The sequence below is a fragment of the Spirochaetae bacterium HGW-Spirochaetae-1 genome (assembly GCA_002839375.1).
Taxonomy (GTDB): Bacteria; Spirochaetota; UBA4802; order UBA4802; family UBA5550; genus PGXY01.
This window is the reverse complement of sequence record PGXY01000010.1, coordinates 122,736-140,925: the sequence shown is the minus strand read 5'-3', so window position 1 is coordinate 140,925 and position 18,190 is coordinate 122,736. Positions and strand designations below refer to the sequence as shown.

At 51.1% G+C, this 18,190-nt stretch carries 14 protein-coding genes; 4 read left to right on the top strand and 10 right to left on the bottom strand.

Annotation, left to right across the window (positions count from 1 at the left end; all coding sequences use genetic code 11):
* Positions 1–164: 164 nt before the first annotated feature.
* On the top strand, positions 165–2,825 hold the full coding sequence (locus CVV44_19475; protein PKL35713.1) for a glycosyl transferase family 1: 2,661 nt from the start codon (positions 165–167) through the stop codon (positions 2,823–2,825).
* Positions 2,822–4,459 (top strand): glucohydrolase, encoded by a 1,638-nt coding sequence (locus CVV44_19470; GenBank protein ID PKL35712.1) that lies wholly within the window; start codon positions 2,822–2,824, stop codon positions 4,457–4,459. Before CVV44_19475 ends, CVV44_19470 begins: the two co-directional genes overlap by 4 nt.
* 204 nt (positions 4,460–4,663) lie before the next feature.
* Here the strand turns inward: CVV44_19470 and CVV44_19465 are convergent, their stop codons facing one another.
* The 10 genes from CVV44_19465 to CVV44_19420 form a co-directional block, all read right to left on the bottom strand.
* Positions 4,664–6,865 (bottom strand): hypothetical protein, encoded by a 2,202-nt coding sequence (locus CVV44_19465; GenBank protein PKL35711.1) that lies wholly within the window; start codon positions 6,863–6,865, stop codon positions 4,664–4,666.
* Between the two features lie 162 nt (positions 6,866–7,027).
* Positions 7,028–7,789 (bottom strand): 2-deoxy-D-gluconate 3-dehydrogenase, encoded by a 762-nt coding sequence (kduD, locus tag CVV44_19460; protein ID PKL35710.1) that lies wholly within the window; start codon positions 7,787–7,789, stop codon positions 7,028–7,030.
* A gap of 3 nt (positions 7,790–7,792) precedes the next feature.
* On the bottom strand, positions 7,793–8,686 hold the full coding sequence (locus CVV44_19455) for a hypothetical protein (GenBank protein ID PKL35709.1): 894 nt from the start codon (positions 8,684–8,686) through the stop codon (positions 7,793–7,795).
* Complete coding sequence (locus CVV44_19450) at positions 8,686–9,522, bottom strand: 5-dehydro-4-deoxy-D-glucuronate isomerase (GenBank protein PKL35708.1); 837 nt, start codon at positions 9,520–9,522, stop codon at positions 8,686–8,688. The genes CVV44_19455 and CVV44_19450 overlap by 1 nt, the downstream gene beginning before the upstream one ends.
* Positions 9,523–9,594: 72 nt before the next feature.
* Positions 9,595–11,046 (bottom strand): MFS transporter, encoded by a 1,452-nt coding sequence (locus CVV44_19445; GenBank protein ID PKL35707.1) that lies wholly within the window; start codon positions 11,044–11,046, stop codon positions 9,595–9,597.
* A complete protein-coding gene (locus tag CVV44_19440) occupies positions 11,046–12,134 on the bottom strand; it encodes a hypothetical protein (GenBank protein ID PKL35706.1) in 1,089 nt (362 codons plus the stop codon). The genes CVV44_19445 and CVV44_19440 overlap by 1 nt, the downstream gene beginning before the upstream one ends.
* A complete protein-coding gene (locus CVV44_19435; GenBank protein ID PKL35705.1) occupies positions 12,125–14,035 on the bottom strand; it encodes a hypothetical protein in 1,911 nt (636 codons plus the stop codon). The genes CVV44_19440 and CVV44_19435 overlap by 10 nt, the downstream gene beginning before the upstream one ends.
* 4 nt (positions 14,036–14,039) lie before the next feature.
* A complete protein-coding gene (locus tag CVV44_19430) occupies positions 14,040–15,059 on the bottom strand; it encodes a 2-dehydro-3-deoxygluconokinase (GenBank protein PKL35704.1) in 1,020 nt (339 codons plus the stop codon).
* A gap of 3 nt (positions 15,060–15,062) precedes the next feature.
* The gene (locus CVV44_19425) at positions 15,063–15,842 is read right to left on the bottom strand and encodes a hypothetical protein (GenBank protein PKL35703.1); all 780 of its coding nucleotides are present in this window, start codon (positions 15,840–15,842) and stop codon (positions 15,063–15,065) included.
* Between the two features lie 11 nt (positions 15,843–15,853).
* Positions 15,854–16,042, bottom strand: coding sequence for a hypothetical protein (locus tag CVV44_19420; protein ID PKL35702.1), 189 nt, complete (start codon positions 16,040–16,042; stop codon positions 15,854–15,856).
* A gap of 88 nt (positions 16,043–16,130) precedes the next feature.
* Between CVV44_19420 and rpmB the strand changes: the two genes are divergently transcribed.
* Entirely contained in the window at positions 16,131–16,319 is a 189-nt protein-coding gene (gene rpmB / locus CVV44_19415) for a 50S ribosomal protein L28 (GenBank protein PKL35956.1), read from the top strand.
* A gap of 87 nt (positions 16,320–16,406) precedes the next feature.
* Positions 16,407–18,158, top strand: coding sequence for a phosphoenolpyruvate carboxykinase (locus tag CVV44_19410; GenBank protein ID PKL35701.1), 1,752 nt, complete (start codon positions 16,407–16,409; stop codon positions 18,156–18,158).
* Positions 18,159–18,190: the final 32 nt, after the last annotated feature.

The following is an 18,190-nucleotide window of genomic DNA, read 5'->3' as shown; positions in this document are numbered from 1 at the left end:
CAATACAAAAGATATTTTCCCGCATCTTTTTACAAAGATCCCTGGATAAAATTCACGAAATCTTCATATTTCCCTGAGAATATCATGACATAAAAGAATTATTTATCAGGTAAATAAAGACTTTTAATAAATCTTTATACTTTTTTAACAAATGCGGAGACCCAATGGAATTCAACCAGACTTTTAACAAAACTCTCCTTACGGCACTGGACAGCTATCTCACTGAACAGCGAAACCGTTTTCCCGTGGAAAACACCCTCACCATTGACCTGCACTGTCACGACCACAACAGCAATGTCCCCGATGAAATACTGGGACGGATACTGAGAGTGCCCGAAACCTGGCTCTCCACGGAACAGTTGCTGACCACGTTGCAGAACCATGGCTGCGACACCTTTACGGTCACGAACCATAACAATGCCCGTTCCTGCTATGAACTGCGGGACAAGGGACACGACGTGGTTACAGGGGCAGAATTCAGCTGTACAGTTCCGGACTTCAAGGTGGGTATTCATATCCTTACCTACGGGTTCACGCCGAAACAGGAAATAGAACTGGAAAAACTGCGCCGCGACATATACAAATTCCAGGAATATACATTTGAACACGACATTCCCACCATCTGGGCCCATCCCCTCTACCATTACAAGGCAAAGGGGCTCCCGCCCATGGAATTCTTCGAAAAAATGGCGCTGATATTTGAGCGCTTCGAGGCAATAAACGGTCAGCGTGACACATGGCAGGATATGCTGGTGAAGACATGGGTTGATACGCTCACCACTTCAAAAATCGATGACCTGGCAAAAAAACACCGCCTAGCTCCGGATCGATACTGCCGCGACCCCTACAAAAAAAGCCTTTCAGGGGGATCGGACAGCCACATGGGCATATTTGCCGGACAGACTGGAACCAGGCTGTACATACCGGATCTGAGTGAGAAACTGAAAATTTTAAGCAGATCAAAACTCGCCCTGGAAGCCATTAAAAACGGAGATATGGCCCCCTATGGTTCCCACAATGATTTCGAGAAAATGGCAGTCACGTTTCTCGACTATTTTTGCCAGATCGGCCTCAACATGGAGGACCCGGGCCTGCTTCGCATGCTTCTCCACAAAGGGGACGCTTCGGATAAAATGCTGGCCTTCGCTGTTTCCAACGCCTTCATGGAACTCAAAAGGCACAAGGTTACAATAAATTTTCTCAGGATATTCCATGACTGTTTCAGCGGACGGGTCCCGGGATTTGCCAAGCGCCTCATGGTTCCCCGGGTCTACAAAGATATTTTTAATGAGGCAACAAAAATGGCCGAAATGCGCCGCGACAATCAGGATCGCACTGCCATGGCCTTTGACGCATCCATACGGAAAATTTATACCAGCCTCAACGATATTCTCTTCAGCCGTCTTACTACAAAACTGGGGGAACTGAATGAAACAGAAAACCTGGTACAGAAAAACCTCAATGAGCTGATTGATCACTTCGAACTTCCCATTTCCATACGAAAAATCCTGGATCAAAAAAGCAGTTGCGAGGGTAACGGAAAACACATGAGCAGCGTTGATTTCAACAGCTTCCTTGACAGCCTCAGCTTCCCCTCCCTGGCCTCGGGCGTAATCCTGGGGTCCTATTTTACCAGTGCCCGGGTCCTCTACAATTCACGCCCCCTTCTTAGTCAATTTTCGGATTCACTGAACGCCTTCAAGCATCCGCACCGCATGTTATGGCTCACTGACACCTTCGAGGATAATAACGGCGTGGCCATGGTGCTTAAATCCATGCTGGATGAAATCCGGAAACGCGACCTTCCCATTGACCTCCTGGTCTGCAGCAGTACACTGGAGCCCGGTGATCATCTCATAGTGGTACCGCCCGTTTCGGAATTCAAACTTCCCTTTTATGAAAATCAGCCCTTCCGCTTCCCCAACATGCTGGACATCCACCAGATTTTCAAACTTGGAGAATACGACCGCATCATGTGTTCCACGGAAGGCCCCATGGGACTGGTGGCCCTGTTCCTTAAAAACGCCTACACCGTACCGGCCCACTTCTATGTACACACGGACTGGATGATGTTCGCGCGCCAGGTCCTAAACTTTGACCAGCAGAATACTGACAGGCTAAGACGTCTTATCCGGGCCTTTTACCGGGGCTTCGACGGTCTTTTCGTTCTCAACACGGACCAGCGGAAGTGGCTCACGGGCAGCTCCATGGGTTTTGACGAATCCCGCGTATTTCTCACGGCGCATTGGGCCGAGGATATATTCACACCGAAAAAGGGTAAAAAAACCGAACTCTTCGGTGTGGCGGAAAATGATCCGGTACTTCTCTTCGCGGGACGCGTGAGCGAAGAAAAGGGAGTCATGGAACTTCCTTATATCTTTGATAAAATCAGGGCCGTCCACCCGAAGGCGAAACTTGCCGTAGCCGGAACAGGCCCTGCCGAGAAAAAACTCAAAGAAGCCCTGCCCGAAGGCATCTTCCTCGGATGGGTTGATCACGACAGGCTCCCGGAGTACTATTCGGCAGCGGACATGCTCATTCTGCCATCAAAATTCGACACCTTCGGATGCGTGGTGCTGGAGGCGATGAGCTGCGGCTGCCCCGTGGCGGCGTACCGGACCAAGGGACCGAAAGATATAATTCAGAACAATATCAACGGTTTCGTTGTCAACAATCGCATAGAAATGGCCGCACAGATAAACGGCCTGCTGAACAATAAAAAGCGCAACCAGGGTTTTAATAAAGCCGCACTTAAACGGGCCCGTGATTATAATGCGGACTCTATCATAGAAAAACTCCTTATTGACCTTGACCTTTCAGCATGAATGACACAGGCCGGTTCCGTATGATGAAAGAAAATCGAATCTGGTGGAAACATGGAGTCATATACCAGATATATCCCCGAAGCTTTTACGATTCCAATGATGACGGTGTGGGAGATATTCCAGGAATAATCATGAAACTTGACTATCTTCATGATCTGGGCATTGACGCCGTGTGGCTTTCTCCCATCAACTGTTCTCCCATGTATGATTTCGGGTATGATATCAGCGACTATCGTTCAATAGATCCCATTTTCGGCTCCATGAAAGATTTTGACCATCTTCTGAAAGAGGCACACCAACGCGGGATAAAAATTATCCTGGACCTGGTTATGAACCATACCTCACACCTCCATCCGTGGTTCCTTGCCTCCCGCTCCTCGCGCCGGAGTCCCAAGCGGGACTGGTATATCTGGCGCGACGGTAAAAAAGGCATGCCGACCAATAACTGGATGTCGGCCTTCGGCGGTTCGGCCTGGGAGTGGGACGAGATGACCGGTCAGTACTACCTTCATTCATTTTTGAAGGAACAGCCCGATGTAAACTGGCGGAGCATAAAACTGCGCGAAGCGATGTTTTCCGAAATACGATTCTGGCTCGGCAGGGGCGTTGACGGTTTCAGACTCGATGTGGTGAACTGGTTCATCAAGGACAAGCATTTCAGGAATAATCCCCCTTCCTTCCGCCCCCACCAATTGCAGAAGCACCGCTATGACCGAAACAGGTCTGAGACTCATGACATACTCAGAGAACTGAGAATCCTTCTCGACGGATATGACGACAGGATGGCCGTTGGGGAAATATTCACCATGCCTCCCGGAGACCCGGAGCTTTCGGCCCTATATCTCGGCAGCGGTATGGACGAACTGCACCTTGCCTTTGATTTTTCCCTAATCTACCGGTTCTGGAATTCACGCCAGGTCTTCAATGCAATCAACAACTGGATGCATGCCATTCCCATGGAAGGATGGCCCTGTCATGTTCTTTCCAATCATGATCAGCCCCGCAGTATGAGCCGCTTCGGCGGCGGAATCGATGCCATGAAAAGGGCCCGCGTGGCCGCAGTTTTGCTCATGACTCTCAGGGGAACTCCCTTCATCTATTATGGAGAAGAGATCGGCATGAAAAACAGCAGGCTTACCCGCCAGGACCTTCACGATCCCCTGGGAAAGAAGTACTGGCCCTTTTTCAAAGGACGCGATCCGGCCAGAACCCCCATGCAGTGGAGCGGTGATAAAAACGCCGGTTTCAGTAAAAACCGCTCATGGCTCCCCGTATGCGAGGACTACCGTGAAGTGAACGTGGAAAACAATCTGCACGACCCGTATTCCATGCTGAATTTTTACCGCTCCCTCATTCATCTGCGCAAAGAAAAATCGGCGATGCATAGCGGCACCTGGGAACCATTGGTAAAGGGTAGAGACTCCATTATTGGCTATATACGCGAAAGCAGCGGGCAGAAAATCTTTGTGGCTTTGAATTTCTCTCCAAAGCCGAAAAAAGTTCACATCCATGAACGCGGACAATGGAAAGTAATTTTCTCCACGCATCGATTCCTCCGTGAACATCTGACCGATCTTTCCTTCCCTCTTTCGCCCTATGAGGCGACAATACTGGAAAAAATCGGAAATTTATGACCGTAAACAAGGGTGCATATTAATTTTTGAGGAAAATACTATTTGAAATATTGACTAAATGAAATCATTGCATCGGATATTTTCCTGTTCCGAACCCTCGTAAAGTCTACGATGGACCTGAGAAGCACGAGAAACAGGCGGGGTTTGTTCCCGGGAACGCCCCCGCCTGATAGAAAGGATTTATGTTGACTGGTCCAACAGCTATTAGTAGAGATAACTGCTTACTACTCTTGTCCTGTTATTATAATCGAGTTCCAAAGATTCCCCGTTAAGGCTGAAGCTCACGACGCTCATATCTTTGCCAGGGGCATCAGATGTGCTGCAGGGATTATCATACCTGCCGTAGCCGTTCACATTTACTGCGACACCGTTCTGTGTCAGGGCTCCTGTCCATCCCATGACCAGGTTTCCCTGTGAGGGTGATGTGTAGTCCACGGTGAGAGCATCAGCATCAACGGTGAGGGCCGCATTTCTTATGGCAGTTTTAAAGGATTCAAAATCGCCGTAATCTGCAGCCCGGCCAAGCTCGGTGATCCAGATTGTTTTTTCACCACTCGCCTTGATCTCGTACTGTCCTCCCTTCGTTGCGTCATCGGTATTTGTCACCCAGTCCGCTGCGGCATCCGATGAATAGAGCGCAAGGTAGGCGTCATTTTTCCGGGCGAAGAACCAATTGCCGTCCTTAACAGCCTCATCATATTTACCTTTGGGAAGATATGCATGGGTGTACAGGGGTTGTCCTGTAACGTAGAACATTGTCGTGGCATCTACGTCATACAGGGAAATAACGACATTTTTTACCTGGATGGCACGCGGGAGTGTGCCGTATCCCGTCCAGTAGCTTGGCGAAGGATTGCCGGTGATAGAGGAATCATCAATACCGGGATGTGTGGTGAAACAGGTGGCGTCCATGCCCAGTGTCGCCTGCCAGATTGATTGCTGGTCTCCGCCGTATCCCGGTCTCCAGTCCTGGGCGGTGCTGAGCATGTGATCAGGTGTCCGGTAGGTATAGATATTCACTTCGGTTCTCATGTTTCGAGTCAGGTCAGGTTCAGCGATTGCGGCAAGTTCAGGAAGGGTATCGGTTCCGCCCGGTGTCGGATCAAAACCCAGGTAGGTGCCTGTAAATTCAGGGTGCTCCAGCAACAAACGGGAATCCTTGAATGAAGAAAACATACTGTTTCCCCACCATGAATAGTCATCCAGCATTTTTTTAAAAAGATCAATGGTGAGCGGGTGTGCGTAGGCTTCCAGTGTGAGAAGAGTCATGCCGTCCTCAATATCGGTCAGATTACTGCAGTTGAGCCCCCACTGTGATTCCGCCTCTTCGATTTTTATCCCCATGCGCTGTTTATTAATAAAATACTCACGATCCAGATCATTGGCCATTTCATAGATTACCCGTGGCAGCCGGTATTTTTCACTCATGGCCAGAAGGCTAGCCGTCATGTTTCCCGTTCCCTGGTTATTCAAACCAAATAGAAGGTTCATGGCGGCTCCAGTGCTGTCAGAGTATCCGCTCATTTTCTGGGTATAGGTACGTCCATGAGTACTGCCGAAGTTCCCCCTGAACTGGTTGAGCGCCATGTCGGCCATCATCAGGTCCAGAACCATTGTGGAGAGCTGAACAATTTCCTGGTCTTCACACAATTCGATAAGAGCCAGAAGAGCCGGCATGTCTTCATTGAAGTAAACGTTGGAAAGCCATTCACTGAAGCCGCTTTTATACCGCAGCTCAAGCCATTGCATGATACGGGCCTTGAATTTTGCCAGTCTTTCCGAGCCGGTCTCTCCGCTGGCGATGAACGTTTCATCCGGATAGAGCTGTGCCGCGAGGTAGGCGCCGGAGCTGAAAAGTATAAAATGGTTTTCCGACCAGTAACACATGTCATCCATGGCATCAACCGCGTTAAACGCTGCCAGATATGTTGCTGCATCGGCATCGTTAGAGGAATCACCGTCATTGAACAGGGAGTAAATATAGGCCGAATCCATATAGGGCTGGTAGGTCCAGGTCCACCCTGCCAGTTCATCGGGCCAATATTTAAAGTTGAGCACCGCAGACTTCATGTCCTCTACGAGAGCGGCATCCATGAGGTCAGAGTCCGAGTACCCGTAGAGAATGCCCAAAAATGCCGGCAGCCTGAAGTCGGCTGTATCCTCGCGGGCATTGAGTTTGGCAATCCCCTGAGATCCCCGAATAGTGGCTTCATCAGGGGCGATGCCCATTTTCAGGCGGATAAGCTCTGTGTAACAGTTTGACGGAGATGCATTAATAGTTCCTTCAATGAAGGCGGTACGCCGGGCGATAAAGTCTGGTTTGGCGCTGTCATTGCTTGTATCAGTACCGCATCCAGCAAAAAAAGCAGATAGAAGCACCAAAATGATTAGAGTTATTTTTTTCATTTCTCCCCTCCCAAGTTTTTTATGATGTGGTTATTTGCTGCTAATGCATTATTTTTTATAAAGATACTCCTTAAGGGGGTCTTCTGTTAAAAGATGCATAATCCCCTTACCAGGAGTAGGTCAAAATAATCTGTACATTGCCCGGCATATCCTTCCCTTCCTTTACCGGGCGAGCCATCCGCCGTCCACGGCCAGGGTAAACCCGTTGATATAATCGGAAGCGGAGCCGGCAAGGAAAACCGCCGCTCCCTGGAGATCCTCGGGAACTCCCCAGCGGCCCGCCGGGATTCGGTCCAGTATCTCGGTGCTCCGTTTTTCATCGGCCCTCAAGGGTGCGGTATTTTCAGTGGCCATGTATCCCGGGGCGATGGCGTTCACCTGGATGTTGTGTTTTGCCCATTCGTTGGCCAGGAGACGGGTAAGGCCCATGACGCCGCTCTTGCTGCTGGTGTAGGAGGCGACGCGGACACCCCCCTGGTAGCTCAGCATGGAGGCGATATTGATAATCTTGCCCCCCCGGCCCTGGATGACGAATTGCCGGGCCGACGCCTGGGAGAGAAAGAAGAGACTTTTCAGGTTGATGTCCATGACAGCGTCCCAGTCCTCCTCGGTGAAGTCCAGGGCGTCATTGCGCCGGATGATGCCGGCGTTGTTCACCAGGATATCCAGGGAGCCGAAGGCCCGGAGTCCTTCACTTATGATTCCCGGTATCCCCGCGGTGGTTCTCAGGTCCACCTGGAGTTCCAGGTACCGGCCGCCGTTCTTTTCGATTAGTAAACCGGTCTCCTGGGAACTCTCGTTGCTCACACCGACAATGTTTGCCCCGGCTTCAGAGAGTCCCCGGGCTATGGCCTGGCCGAGGCCCCGAGAGGTACCGGTGACGATGGCTGTTTTACCCTTAAGTTTAAATGTGTCCAGAATCATGGTCTATATCCCCCTTGTGTTATAAATTATTGATTTCATGTGGCTATATGCGGCGGAGATGTCTTCCCAGGGTAGCCCGGAGTCCTGCTCCACGGCCATGTAGGCGACCCGCGCCTCGTTACAGGCATGGTAAATATCGGTGAAATCAAGGCGTCCCTTCCCCACACAGGTGTCCGACGCCTTTATAGCTGTGAATTTCAGTGTAAGAGCATAGTCTCGCAGATGTACGCCCCCGGCGAGCCCCATCCCGCCGATGCGGCGGATAAAACTTCCGGGGTTTTCTCCGCCCCGCTGGAGCCAGTAGGTATCCAGGACCAGCTTTACCAGATGGGGATCGAGACACTTAATCAGAATATCCATGCCTGTTTTCGTTTTTTCGTCCTTCAGGGGAAGGAATTCAAAATGATGATGATGGAAAAGCAGTTCCAGTCCGGAATCCCTAAGTTTCTCTCCCAGGCGGTTCAGGCGTCCGGCGAATTCATGGTATGCCGCAGCGCCGGCGCCCGCCAGTCTCAGGGGAAGGACTGATATCACCACCCGGCGGCATGGCAGGCTCCGATGCATCTCTATGGTTTTACCGAGGTCAGCCTCTATCTCCCTGAGCTTTATCTGGGTGCTTTCGATACTGATCTCCGCCTTCGCAGCGGCCCTGCCGATATCTTCCCATATTTCCGGATCAAAGGGCGCCCGGGCGAGCTCCAGGTGCCGGTACCCCTTTTTACGGATGTCTTCCATAAGCCTGAAGAGTCGGGCCTCACGTAATAATGACCCACCCCGGCATGCTTTTTTTAGGTCTTTCCGTATGGTAAAGGTCTGGAGACTTACGAGGGGCGCCGGTGCAACCGGGGTTTTTGCATGACGACCCGGTCTTCCACGAGTGATATCTGATGAAGCCATCAGAACAGATCCTCCATGGCGGAGTGATCCATGTCATCGAAGGTCTGATTCTCGCCGCACATTCCCCAGATAAAGCTGTAATTGCTGGTTCCCACACCGGAATGTATGGACCAGCTTGGTGAGATTACAGCCTGTTCATTTTTCATGACGATGTGACGGGTCTCCCGGGGCCGGCCCATGAGGTGAAAGACCCGGGTCTCATCGTTCATGTCGAAATAGAAATAGACCTCCATCCGCCGTTCATGGGTGTGGCAGGGCATGGTGTTCCAGACATTATGGGGTTCCAGGAGGGTCATCCCCATGACCAGCTGGCAGCTCTTACAGACCTTCGGGTGGATGTACTGATAAATGGTCCGCTTGTTCAGGTTCGCCTGGTCTCCCATGTGCAGGGGATTGGCGTCCTTGAACCGGATCAACGCGGATGGATATTCCTGGTGGGCCGGGGCTGAATTCAAATAAAATTTCGCGGGATTTTTTGGATCGGCACTCTTAAGGATTACCTCTTTAATCCCCATACCGATATACATTCCGTCCCGGGATTCAAGCCCATATTCCTTTCCGTCCAGGGTGATGCTGCCGGCGCCCCCTATATTGATAATCCCCAGCTCGCGGCGTTCCAGAAAGTATTCGGTGCCGAACTCTTTCCCGGCCTCGAGCCTCAGGCCCGACCGCAGGGGCATGGCACCGCCGGCGATCATCCGATCCTGATGGCTGTAGGTAAGTCGCAGAGTCTCGGCCTCAAACACCGATTCAACAAGGTAATGCTTCCGTAGCTCTTCGGTGTCATATCTTTTACTGTCATTGGGATGGTTGGCATAGCGAACGTCAAGTTTCATAGGTTTCACCTCGTGTTTTTTTACCTATATTTCTTTGATTTTTATCCACGGTATTCATGATTACCATTGCTTTTATGCAAGCACGCGAATAAGCTCCTCTTCATCGGCTTTGATTGCCGGTGTTTCCGGCTGTTCGCCTCTCTTAAATTTAAGGACATTAACGAGGCGCGTATGAAGTTCCCTGGTGAGTGGATAACGGCGGGCGGCAAAGAACACCACTCCAAGGAGGAACAGGGGAATCACCGCCACGATGAGCCTCAGGGAGATAATAACGGATTCAGGCTGAAGGAATTTTGTCACCACAAGCTTTCCCCCCGTCATCTCCTGGATGGGGATGCGGTAACCGGCAAACTGAAGTATCTGGCCGACGATAAAGATGGCCAGGGCACCGCTTAATTTCCGGAAAAAGGTCATGAGACCGCTGAAGGAACCGCTCACCCGTTTACCAAAGACCAGCTCCCCCACATCGGTGACATCGGGATACATGATCCAGGGAGTAACAATTCCGCCGGTTGTGCCTATACCCATGATGGCCGCGATAACATAGATACTCCAGTTCGGCCAGTTGGTGTTTACCTGGGAAATGAGCGCTATCCCCAGGAGCCAGACGGCGAGAAAGATAAAAAAAGACTTTGCCTTGCCCAGTCTGTTGGCCAGATAGATGACCAGGGGCACCAGGCAGGTGCTGACGATAAGCAGTGTTCCCAGGACGTATTCGAGCTCTTTTGGACGAAGGAGAAAATAGTCCATGTAGTAGGTGAAGACCGCAGAAATAATATCCATCATCAGGAAGGCGCCCAGATACATGGCAATAAGGAGTCGAAAGGACCGGAGTTTCAGGGGTTTGACAAAAAGCCGGATATCAAACCTTGCCTTTTCTCCCGGCTCCGGCACCCGTTCATTGCAGATTAAAAAGATTAACAGAAAGGGGAGAGCGTAGAACACGCCAAAGACCAGGGCCATGACATTGTAGCCGATCCTGGCGTCGGCAAAGGCGCTAACAATAGTCAGAGGAAGCACTGCAGCCAGGAGGGTTGACAGCTGTGAGAAAAGGAGACGGGACCCGTTGACAAAGTTACGTTCCTCATAATCCATGCTGATCTCAGCGCTCATGGCCGAATAGGGAACCATGATAATGGTCTGTACCGTTGAATAAAAAAGATAGGAAAAAAGAACGAAGGCGGCCCTGAAACTGGTGTTTTCGAATTGGACAGGAAGCCAGAGGAGAAACATGGCGATGATTATGGCGAAGAATCCCACAAGAAACCAGGGCTTCCGGCGGCCCCATCGGCTCCTGGTATTGTCCGTGATGACTCCCATGAGGGGATCGCTCACGGCGTCCCATATCTTGGAAATGGCGATGATGAGAGCGGCCAGTCCCGGCTGCAGGCCCACCATATCGGTGAGAAACCGGAGATAAAAAAAGGCGATCATGGTCTGGGCGCCGCCGCCGTAAAGATCTCCCGAGGCAAAGCTTAGGCCCTCGAAACGGGTAAGTTTTTTATGTGGGTTATTGCCGATCATTATTCTCCTCCTTCGGGAATAAGGCCCTTGTCGGCCAGGGTCTGGTAATTGATCCCCGCCATAATCGCCGCCGCCAGTCCGTAGGACCAGTTGTTTCCCCGGGGCGTGAACCGGTACCCCGTGTAGGGAAGGAGCGGGAGTGCGATGGTGGGCGCCGAGATTTCAGGCATATATATTTCACCGTCACGGTACTCGAAATTATTCACTACGGCCCGAAAAGCCCTGACGGCCGGAGCCAGAAAATCCCGGGGCAGGTACTCTTTGTGTACTGCTTTGAGCCATCCCGCGGCGATAAGCATAGTTGCCGATGATTCCCTGTAGGTTTTTCCCCGACGGTTGAATACCGTTTCCCAGTAGCCGTCTTCCCGCTGGTAGGGCAGAAGGGCATGGCTGGTGCTTCTTAAAATTTTCATGATACCTTCCCGTTCGGGATGATCCCCGGGAAGATAGTCCAGAATCAGGGGAAGGGATGCAATGACCCATCCGTTTCCCCTGCCCCAGTATATCTTTTTCCTGGGGTAATGGCTATGGGCCTTTACCCAGTAACAGTGGTACCAGAGGTGGTCTTCCCGATCCTGCATGTATCCTGAATAAAGCCGTGGCTGCCGCGCCGCGAAGTCCAGGAGTTCCCTGTCGCCCTTTTCAGCAGCATAGCGGGACGGGAAGACCGAGAACATCATAAGGCTGTCCACCCAGATGGACCGGGGATAGAGCCTGCTCTCGGGGCTGTTACCCAAGTGGTTCACTGCATCGTCCAGAATCCGGGGTTCGTGTTTTATGTAATTCAATACTTTCTCCGTGAGGGCCGCGTAGGCCGGATTGCCTGTGCGCTTCTCCATGGCATAAGTAATGAGGGCCGGGGCCGAGGTGTCGGACTGGTCCACCCGGGGGTCCGCGGCTGCCCAGTAATCGCAGTAGGCCCTGGTGAAGTCAAAGTACCTTTCCTCTTTCAGGAAGGCGTCCAATTCAGTAAGGGCGTATCCCAGGAGGGCCTCGCCCCACATCCACTTCATCCTGGGAGGAAAGCGCCGGATGACGCTGTCCCCCAGATCGATTATCTTCTGAAAGTACGTTGTTTTCATCTCCATCTCCGGATCGTTTTTTTCAGGTTCATGTAAAGCTCCGAATCCCCGAAAATAATAGAAATTTCTTCGGGCTTGCGTTGGATAGCGCCATAGGGGGATTCCAGGCGCTGGTAATCAAGTTTCTGCTCCTCTCCGTTTATGCAGAATCCTCTTTTATACTTCAGGCGAAAGTTGCGTCCAGGGGTGATATAGGTCAGTTGCCGGCCGGTAAAGAAGACTTCCCGTTTTTCAATCGCTTCAATAAAGGAGTTGAAGTCCCGGTGAATATCCTGATATGTTCCTCCGCCGTTTTCCGGCTCGCCTTCCCGGCCGAGCTCACAGATCCAGAAGTGGTTCCTGCCATCCTGTATAAGCTCATTCTCCTTCCCCGGCTCCCTGCGAAGCTCCGAGGCGCCCGTCATGGCGATGAAGGCCTTCCCTTTCCGGCCAAAGGCGCAGCGTCCCCGGAGCGCCACCTCGTCAAAGCGTGAAAAGGGGAACCAGGCATGGGTGAACAGGTGACGATGCTTTTCCAGGTATCCCCGTCGTACCCCCAGGCGGTAGATACTGAGGTGGATGTTCCTGTCCTGAACGCTGTGGGGATTGATGCCGTTGCCCACCCAGTAAGAAGGAGAAAAATTACGGGCGTTGTCGTCGAACATGGCAGCGGCCGGGTGGGTGGTAAAGACGGTCAGTTCCTCGGAAAGAGTGGCCTGCCAGATGTGCTGCTGGTCCCCGAATTCCCCGGGATGATAGGCCTGGGACGTAGAAAGCATATACTCCGGCGTTTTATAGGTGTAGCTGTTGGAACGCTGGATGGCGATTCCGTCCGTAGAGGGATGGAGGACCCGGCTGAACAGGGGATATAGTCTGAGCTTTCTGAGAAGGAAAATGTTCAGGGGACCAAAATCCTTCAGAAAAATATTTTTCTCCAGGCTCCAGTCATTGAATATCTTCATGGTCATGGAAATGCTTTCCGGATTGGTGAAGGCCTCCATGGCCCAGAGGAACATCCCCGTGGTGTCGATATCCCTGGGATCGGAAAATTCCCGGCGGATCTCCGCGAGGTCCAGGCCCATGGAGTCCCGGATCTCCACGATAGCACCGTCTTCACCGATTCTGCGGATCACTTCAGGGAGATCATAGTTTTTACATAAAAGGAAGTTCGCGGAAAGGCGCTCCCAGTTGTACTGGCGGATGTATCCCCTTGCCCATATTTTTTCCGCGATCTCCAGGGTTTCCTGTTTCAGAGGAAATCGTTTCTGATCTTCGTAGCACCGGCCACTCGAGGCCGAGAAGAGTCCCTTCCAGCTGTGCATGGCTATATCAAGGAGCAGAAGGTCCAGGATCATTTTACACTGCTCCACAAGTGCCGTGTCCCGGGCATAGTCGATAAGGATAGTCAGGGGAGCAATGTCTTCTTCGTAATAAACATTGGAGTGCCATTCGGTGAAACCGTAGAGGAAGCGATATTCTATCCAGCGCTCTATTCTGATCCGGGCGCGCTCCTGCTTCTCGGCTCCTTTTCGGTTATCATTGGTGAATATCTCACGGGGATACAACTGCCCCGCCAGGTATTCGCAGGCGGCGAAAAGGATCTGGTGGTTCTCGCTCCAGTAGCACATGCTGTCATCGCCCGGTTCATCCATCCAGTATTTAAAGTTGATGATCACCCGGCGGGCCCGATCGATGCAGGCCTGACCAAGCAGGTGGGGCCATTCATAGACAGTTCTCAGCAGGCTCACCATGCGGAAATCGGCGCAGTCCAGTCTCATGTCGATGTATTTGCAAAAATCATTGAAGTGCTTTGTTGACGACATGGGCCTGCCTTCCGCCAGTTCCCGTATCTCGGGGAAACACTTGGGTCCCATCTTGATATCCATGGAGATGTCTTCTTCGTTTGTTATATTCTTTACCGGTCCCATAGTTTTACCTCTGGACCCTGCCAGTGCCGTCGCCGGAAAGGAGTTCCTGCACCTCGCTCAGGGTGGACAGGTTGATGTCCCCCGGAATGGTGTGTTTCAGGGCCGAGGCGGCCACGGCGAAGTTGATCGCCCCGGCAGTATCACCATCGAGAAGACTGTGAATGAGGCCCGCGGAGAAACTGTCGCCTGTCCCCACCCGGTCGATGATGTGGATATGATATTGTCGCGAGGTAATAAATTCCGTACCGTCATAGAGAATACCGCTCCACCGGTTATCGTCGGCAGAGATGCTCTCCCTCAGGCTGCTGGCGATGGTGGAAAACCCGAAGCGATCGCGCATTCCCTGAAACATGGTACGGTATCCCTCGAGGTTGAGCTTCCCGGCGGCAGCATCGCTTCCTTCCGGCGTGAATCCCAGGCAGTTCTGGGCGTCCTCCTCGTTCCCGATGCAGACATCCACGTATTCCATAAGGGGTGTCATCACTGATATGGCCTTTTGCGGACTCCACAGCTTTTTCCGGAAATTCAGGTCTACGGAAATTACGGCTCCGGCGGCCTTCGCCGCCATACAGGCTTGCCGGGTAAGTTCAGCTGCGCTGTCCGATAGTGCCGGAGTAATACCGGACCAGTGAAACCACCGGGCTTCGCGGAAAATGGACTCCCAGTGAAAATCCCGGTGGTCCGCTTCAGCCATGGCCGAGCGTGCCCGGTCATAGATAATCCTTGACGGCCGCATACTTGCCCCCGGTTCCAGAAAGTAGATTCCCATCCGTTCACCGCCCCGCAGAATATGACGGGTTCCCACTCCATGACCCCTGAGAAATTTTATAGCCCCGTCGGCCAGGGCGTTGTCCGGAAGCCGGGAGATAAACTCTGTTTCATGTCCAAAATTGGCAAGGCTGGCAGCCACATTCGCTTCGCCGCCTCCATAGGTGGCGTAAAAATCCCGGGCCTGAGAAAAGCGCTGGTTTTCACGGGTGGAGAGACGCAGCATGATCTCCCCCAGAGTGATTATTTTCGCCATGGTTTATTCCTCACCTTGTTTTTTACCCGGGCGAGGACCGCTGTATCCCAGTGTCTGGGAAAGCTCATGAGCGATGTCCCGAATAATCTTTATTTCCTTTTCCAGACTTATATTTTCAGAATAAATATATGAAAGGCTTACTGCCATTTCAGCCACCCCTTCGTTATTAAGGACCGGCGCGCTCACACAGAAGGTATGATCATCGTTTTCTCTTATATCAAGGGCATAACCCCGATCGAAGCACTCTTGTATTTCCCTGGAAAATTCCTCTCGGTCGGTGATGGTATAGTTTGTAAGGCGGGAAAGGGGAAGGCTCGCTATGAGGCGACGGCACTCATCAGGTTTCTGGAATGAAACCAGAACCTTGCCAAGGGCGGTGCAATGGAGGGGCTTTTTATCCCCCAGGCCCGCGGCAGTGAGAATGGATTTCTTCGGCTTGTATTTATAGGCATAAACCAGTTCATCGTTCTCCAGAACTCCGGCGTATGTATTATAATGAGTGGCCTCGGCAGTCTCCTGAAGACGATCAATAAGAATCTTCAGGATCGGAAGACTTTCAGGATAGCTGTTTCCCATGAAATAGAGCTGCCTTCCCGGTGCGTAGAGGGTGGTCTTTCCCGGAATCTCCCGGAGAATATTCCGTTTCACCAGGGAGCGGACAATGTCAAAAGCGCTGCTTTTAGGCATTCCGGTTTTAATGAGGATATCCCTGAGGCTTACTCCTCCCCGGTTTTGTGTGGCAAGTTCGATGATGTCGATTGCTCGGTCAACTGATCTGTTCATAACACCATTTCCTAAAGTCCGTATATACGGACGTTGTTCATATATGCAATCGTAACACGACTATTCTTATTGTCAAGAAAAAAAGTGGTTTCTGTCGGGCTTTCCATATTCCATAGAACAAAATTGGAAAAAATGAATATAAAATGCTTGCAAAAATAAATGAGCATATTTAGATTGCCAACCTGATTGTTTTCAATCATGAAATCATTATTTTTATCCCCCTCGGCCGGGAAAATACAGAAAATCACGTCTGACAGAATCAGAGCGTATAGAAGGAAGGACAGTGTTATGGCAAAATGTGAAGTTTGTGGAAAATCGGTTCAATTTGGCAACAATGTGAGCCATTCCAATAAAAAGACACCAAAGATGTGGAAACCCAACATCAAGAAAATACGTGTACTGGAAAACAAGAAGGTGACACGGAAATATGTATGCACACAGTGCATCAAATCGGGAAAAATAGCCAAAGCTGTATAGAAGAATAAAACATACGAAAACAGCAAAGGCGTTCCCGAAGGGAGCGCCTTTTTTATTACAAAAAAAAATGCCAGGAGGAAACAGAGAATGCTGAGCAATTACAAAATCATCAGGAACAAAATTATCATGAAAACCCGGGGACGGTTATGTGAAACCCCTGAGGATATCCTTGAAAGCCGCCTTTTCAATGAGCTCCTCCATCGCGCCGTCAGTGAATTAAAGGAAAAAAAATCGATCCTGCTCAATATATTCGGCAATACATCTCCCGCCGAAACGGATATCGCCCTGCTGTTGAGAGTTCTTTCCCAGCTAACGAGGAACACCAGTAGCGAGGTTGCACGCCTGTTGCCCGAAGCCTCTCATTTTTTCAGTGACATCCCGCTCCTGGGAAATTTTGTGGAATACATCTATAACTACTGGCGGGGATATGAACGCTACGTTATTGCCGACTCCGAGGGAGACAACCTGGACAAGCGGCCCTATCGCACATTCAACGATACGGTATGCGAGCTTGCCGAAATCGTACGCAAAACATATCGCGACATCGAGGAAAATATAACCGGGGCCCATCCGCGGGTCTACCGGCAGGTCGAGGCCGGTGCGGAATTCGCAGCCATATCGCTGCCGAAACACATCCCCTTACCCGGTGATCTTTACGGCAAACTCCGTTCAGTGCACGTCATACGGCAGATACTCATGAACCCGCCGCTCATCCTGGAGCCTACCATGAACAAGAGGACCGGTGAATTCATGAAAATCGATGTAAATCCCCTTTCGGTGATAAACATCAATCCCGATGAATGGCTCTGTTATCCGGCCAAAGTAGGCAAACTCCTCATTCATGCTTTTTTCCATGAAAAATTCTTTGAACTGGGTTTTACCCTGTGCAACCTCTTTGAACTTGCCGATGACAGTGACTTGATGGAAAAACCCGATGCGGTCTTTCTCTTCGGCGTCCCCGGTGATGAACTGGACGGGCTATCCGAGTATCCCACGCTATTTTTTGATGATAATGAAAACAACATCCTCATCGGCGCCTGTCCCAACCGAGATGAATTCGGCTATTTTGGATATCTGAAAAAAATGGTCCTGACACTTCACAATGCCGCTGTCATGAAACGGGGCATCATGCCCTTTCACGGCGCCCTGGTAAAAATGCATTTTAAAACCGGTAACGATGCAACTATCCTCCTCATGGGCGACACGGGTGCCGGAAAATCCGAGACCCTGGAGGCCCTCCGCAGTATCGGTTCCGACACCATCAGCGATATTATAATAATTGCCGATGATATGGGCTCACTTGAGATAGACAGCAGGGGGAACATCATCGGTTATGGTACGGAGATCGGCGCATTTCTCCGTATTGATGATCTCAAGCCGGGATATGCCTTCGGACAGATCGACCGATCCATCATCATGAGCGCCGGCATGGTCAATGCCAGGATAGTACTTCCCGTTGCAGGATATGAAACGGTCATCCGCGGATTCCCGATCGACTATGTGCTCTACGCGAATAACTATGAGGAAATTGATGAAAATCATCCCCATGTTGAACGTTTCAGCAGCGCAGAAACGGCCTGCTCAGTCTTCCGCGAAGGGACTGTTATGAGCAAGGGAACCACTACCACAACAGGACTGGTACACTCCTACTTTGCCAACGTTTTCGGACCGCCCCAGTACCGGGACATCCACGAGAATATCGCTACTAAATATTTTGAGAGTTTCTTTAAAAACAATCTCTTCGTGGGACAGATGAGGACACGCCTGGGCATTGCCGGTTTTGAAATGAACGGGCCCGAAGAAGCGGCACGGGAGCTCCTCCGTGTTATTGCCGGGTAATGCGGCACAGTACGACATCGGGTCATTGACGG

Bases quoted from the DNA above. Each gene is read 5' to 3' on its own strand.
- CVV44_19475 (PKL35713.1), top strand. From the start codon at position 165: ATGGAATTCAACCAGACTTTTAACAAAACTCTCCTTACGGCACTGGAC.
- CVV44_19470 (PKL35712.1), top strand. From the start codon at position 2,822: ATGAATGACACAGGCCGGTTCCGTATGATGAAAGAAAATCGAATCTGG.
- CVV44_19465 (PKL35711.1), bottom strand. From the start codon at position 6,865: ATGAAAAAAATAACTCTAATCATTTTGGTGCTTCTATCTGCTTTTTTT.
- kduD (PKL35710.1), bottom strand. From the start codon at position 7,789: ATGATTCTGGACACATTTAAACTTAAGGGTAAAACAGCCATCGTCACC.
- CVV44_19455 (PKL35709.1), bottom strand. From the start codon at position 8,686: ATGGCTTCATCAGATATCACTCGTGGAAGACCGGGTCGTCATGCAAAA.
- CVV44_19450 (PKL35708.1), bottom strand. From the start codon at position 9,522: ATGAAACTTGACGTTCGCTATGCCAACCATCCCAATGACAGTAAAAGA.
- CVV44_19445 (PKL35707.1), bottom strand. From the start codon at position 11,046: ATGATCGGCAATAACCCACATAAAAAACTTACCCGTTTCGAGGGCCTA.
- CVV44_19440 (PKL35706.1), bottom strand. From the start codon at position 12,134: ATGGAGATGAAAACAACGTACTTTCAGAAGATAATCGATCTGGGGGAC.
- CVV44_19435 (PKL35705.1), bottom strand. From the start codon at position 14,035: ATGGGACCGGTAAAGAATATAACAAACGAAGAAGACATCTCCATGGAT.
- CVV44_19430 (PKL35704.1), bottom strand. From the start codon at position 15,059: ATGGCGAAAATAATCACTCTGGGGGAGATCATGCTGCGTCTCTCCACC.
- CVV44_19425 (PKL35703.1), bottom strand. From the start codon at position 15,842: ATGAACAGATCAGTTGACCGAGCAATCGACATCATCGAACTTGCCACA.
- CVV44_19420 (PKL35702.1), bottom strand. From the start codon at position 16,042: ATGATTGAAAACAATCAGGTTGGCAATCTAAATATGCTCATTTATTTT.
- rpmB (PKL35956.1), top strand. From the start codon at position 16,131: ATGGCAAAATGTGAAGTTTGTGGAAAATCGGTTCAATTTGGCAACAAT.
- CVV44_19410 (PKL35701.1), top strand. From the start codon at position 16,407: ATGCTGAGCAATTACAAAATCATCAGGAACAAAATTATCATGAAAACC.